This window comes from Burkholderiales bacterium, from assembly GCA_035560005.1.
Classification (GTDB): domain Bacteria; phylum Pseudomonadota; class Gammaproteobacteria; order Burkholderiales; family Eutrophovitaceae; genus DASRFY01.
The window spans coordinates 1-3,231 of sequence record DATMAN010000062.1; the positions used below are offsets into that span (position 1 = coordinate 1).

At 64.8% G+C, this 3,231-nt stretch carries 3 protein-coding genes; 2 read left to right on the forward strand and 1 reads right to left on the reverse strand.

All coding sequences use genetic code 11. The annotated features are described in order from the left end of the window. Both VNM24_09135 and VNM24_09140 read left to right on the forward strand, forming a co-directional pair. A partial coding sequence (locus tag VNM24_09135; protein ID HWQ38753.1) for a mandelate racemase/muconate lactonizing enzyme family protein occupies positions 1–647 on the forward strand: 647 nt, incomplete at its 5' end. Between the two features lie 29 nt (positions 648–676). Continuing rightward, positions 677–1,153 carry a cupin domain-containing protein gene (locus VNM24_09140; protein HWQ38754.1) on the forward strand — a complete coding sequence of 159 codons (477 nt, stop codon included), beginning with the start codon at positions 677–679 and terminating at the stop codon, positions 1,151–1,153. 174 nt (positions 1,154–1,327) lie between these two features. Here VNM24_09140 and araD read toward each other — a convergent pair whose 3' ends face one another. Then, positions 1,328–3,058, reverse strand: coding sequence for an L-arabinonate dehydratase (araD, locus tag VNM24_09145; protein HWQ38755.1), 1,731 nt, complete (start codon positions 3,056–3,058; stop codon positions 1,328–1,330). Between the last annotated feature and the right edge of the window lie 173 nt (positions 3,059–3,231).

Consider the following 3,231-nt stretch of genomic DNA (forward strand, 5'->3'; position numbering starts at 1 on the left):
TACTCAAGGCCGCGCGGCTGCTCGTGGAAAAAGGCTTCAAGCAGATGAAGACCCAACTGGCGCTTCCGGGCGAGACCACGCCGGCCAAGGAAGTCGAGCGCGCCCGCCTGATACGCGAAGCGGTCGGTCCGCACATCGACCTCATGTGCGACATCAACCAGCGCTGGTCGGTCAATCAGGCCGTCGATATCGGCGCGCGCGTCGAGGACGTGCGTTTTTTCTGGCTCGAAGACGTGACCGCGCACGACGATTACAGCGGGCTTGCGCGCGTGGCCCAGGCGCTGGTTACGCCGCTTGCCGGCGGCGAATGTTTATACGGCATCACGCCGTTTCGGCACATGATCGAAGCCCATTCCGTGGACATCATCATGATCGATCTCAATCGGGTCGGCGGCATTTCCAACTGGATGAAAGTGGCGGCGATGGCCGAGGCTTTTAACCTGCCGGTAGTGAGCCATTTGTTTCCTGAAATCCACGTTCATCTGGTGGCAGCGGTGCCGAACGGCCTGACGGTCGAATACATGCCCTGGTCGTTCGGACTTTTCGAGGAGGTGCCGCAACCGATTGGCGGCGAGTTGGTCGCGCCAAACAAGCCGGGGCTCGGGCTTGCATTCAGCCGCGATCTCGAGCGCTACATTATCAGTTAGGAACCAATCGGTGGAACGGAGGCGATCCTATGAGCACGGACTGGCGAGACCGTGGAGTCAAGATCATTCCCGGCAATCGGCTCGATGCCAACACGCCGCAGACGCCGGGGATGACGCGGGCGGCGGCGATCAACCGGGCGATGGCCGGAGCCAATAAGCTCTGGGCCGGCACGGTCCATATTCATCCCAACGCCAAAACCGCGCCGCACCACCATGGCGAGCTGGAGAGCGTGATCTATATCGTGAGCGGCAAGGCGCGCATGCGCTGGGGCGAGCGGTTGGAATTTACCGCGGAGGCCGGACCGGGCGATTTCATCTTCGTGCCGCCCTACGTGCCGCACCAGGAGATCAACGCCTCCGACAACGAGCCGTTGTCCTGCGTGCTGTGCCGCAGCGGGCAGGAACCGGTGGTCGTCAACCTCGACATCCCAGCCGTGGAACAGCCGGAAGAAGTGCACTGGGTGGACAACATCCATCCCGATCCGGCCACCGGCCGCCGCGGTTGAGGACAAGGATCCAAGAGCGAGACACGAACGCACGAAGAAAAGGCAAACCCGGAAAGAGCCTTCGAGCGAGAAAATCAAGCCGGGAGCTGCCACCACCGGACGGCCTGTCTGTATCGCTTCGTGTTTCGCGCTCGTTCGGGCTTTTCCGGGTGCCTTGGCGCTTCGCCTGGCTTTTCAGTGAATCTCGGGCTCGGCGGTGGGCGCCGTGCCTTCGAGGAAGTCGAAGTCGCAGCCGAGATTGGCCTGCCGGATGTGCGCCGAGAACAGTTTCCCGTAACCCCGCTCGTAGCGCGGCGGGCCCGGTTTCCACGCCGCGCGGCGTTTCGCCAGTTCTTCCTCGCTCACTCTGAGCGTGAGCTTTCGGCCGGGCACGTCGAGCTCGACGATATCGCCGGTGCGCACCAGCGCGAGCGGCCCGCCGATCCAGGATTCCGGCGCGACGTGCAGCACGCAGGTGCCGTAGCTGGTGCCGCTCATGCGCGCATCCGAAATGCGCACCATGTCGCGCACGCCCTGTTTGAGCAGTTTCTTCGGAATCGGCAGCATGCCCCATTCCGGCATGCCCGGTCCGCCCAGTGGGCCGGCGTTGCGCAGGATCAGCACCGAATCCGCGTCCACGTCGAGATCGGGGCTGTCGATGCGCGCCGCCATGTCGTTGTAGTCGTCGAACACCATCGCGCGGCCGGCGTGCTTCAAAAGCTTCGGATCCGCCGCGGTCGACTTGATCACCGCGCCGTCGGGCGCCAGATTGCCGCGCAGCACGACCAGGCCACCCTCCGGCTGTATCGGATCGTCGGGCGTGCGGATCACGTCGCGATTGTGGATCTTCGCGCCCGCCACGTTCTCGCCCAGCGTCCTGCCGGTGCAGGTCATGGCGCCGGTGGCAAGCAGGTTGCGCATGCCTTGGAGCAGCCCGACCAGTCCGCCGGCGTAGTAGAAGTCCTCCATGAGGTATTTTCCCGACGGCCGCATGTTCACGAGGTACGGCGTGCGCCTGCCGATTTCCTCGAAGCGCTCCAGCGGGATCGACAGGCCGGCCCGGCCGGCGAGCGCGATGACGTGGATCAGCGCATTGGTCGAGCCACCCAGCGCCATCAGCGCGCCGATCGCGTTGTCGAAGGATTCGCCCGTGAGAATGTCGCGGGGCTTGAGGTCCTCCCAGACCATGTCCACGATGCGCCGGCCGGACAGCGAGGCCATGCGCGCGTGGTTCGAGTCCACCGCGGGGATCGACGAGGCGTTGGGCAGACTGAACCCCAGGACTTCGGCGATCGCCGTCATGGTGGATGCCGTGCCCATCGTCATGCAGGTACCCGGCGAGCGCGCGATCCCTTCCTCGATCTCGCGCCAGTCGCGCTCGGTGATATTGCCCGCGCGCAGCTCGTCCCAGTATTTCCACGCGTCGGATCCGGATCCGAGCGCTTTGCCCTGCCAGTTTCCGCGCAGCATCGCCCCGGCTGGTACGAAAATGGCGGGCAGGTTCATGCTGATCGCGCCCATGAGCAGACCCGGGGTGGTCTTGTCGCAGCCGCCCATCAATACGACGCCATCGACCGGATAGGAGCGCAGCAACTCCTCGGCCTCGATCGCGAGCAGGTTGCGGTACATCATCGTGGTCGGTTTCTGAAATACTTCGGCAAGCGAAATCGCCGGCATTTCCAGCGGGAAACCGCCGGCTGCCCACACGCCGCGCTTGACGTCTTGAGCGCGTTCGCGCAGATGGGAGTGGCAATGGTTGACGTCGCTCCAGGTGTTGAGGATGGCGATGACCGGCTTGCCTTCCCAGTCCTCGCGCGCGTAGCCGAGCTGCAGCGCGCGCGAGCGGTGGCCGAAGGAGCGCAGATCCGGGGGACCGAACCAGCGGTGACTGCGAAGCTCTGAAGAGGTCTTTCTTCGGGCGGGCATGAGAAGATCCGATGCGAAGCGATGCCGAGGCGCGCGAGCCTACACCGGCCCGGCAGCCGGCGCAAAGAAGGGGGCATCGGCACCCGCGGTGCGCTCTTCGGCGGAAGAGATTCCCCGCGGAATCGTCAACCTGGCTCGATCACCGCTCAGGGGCGGGTTTGCTCTTCCTCCCG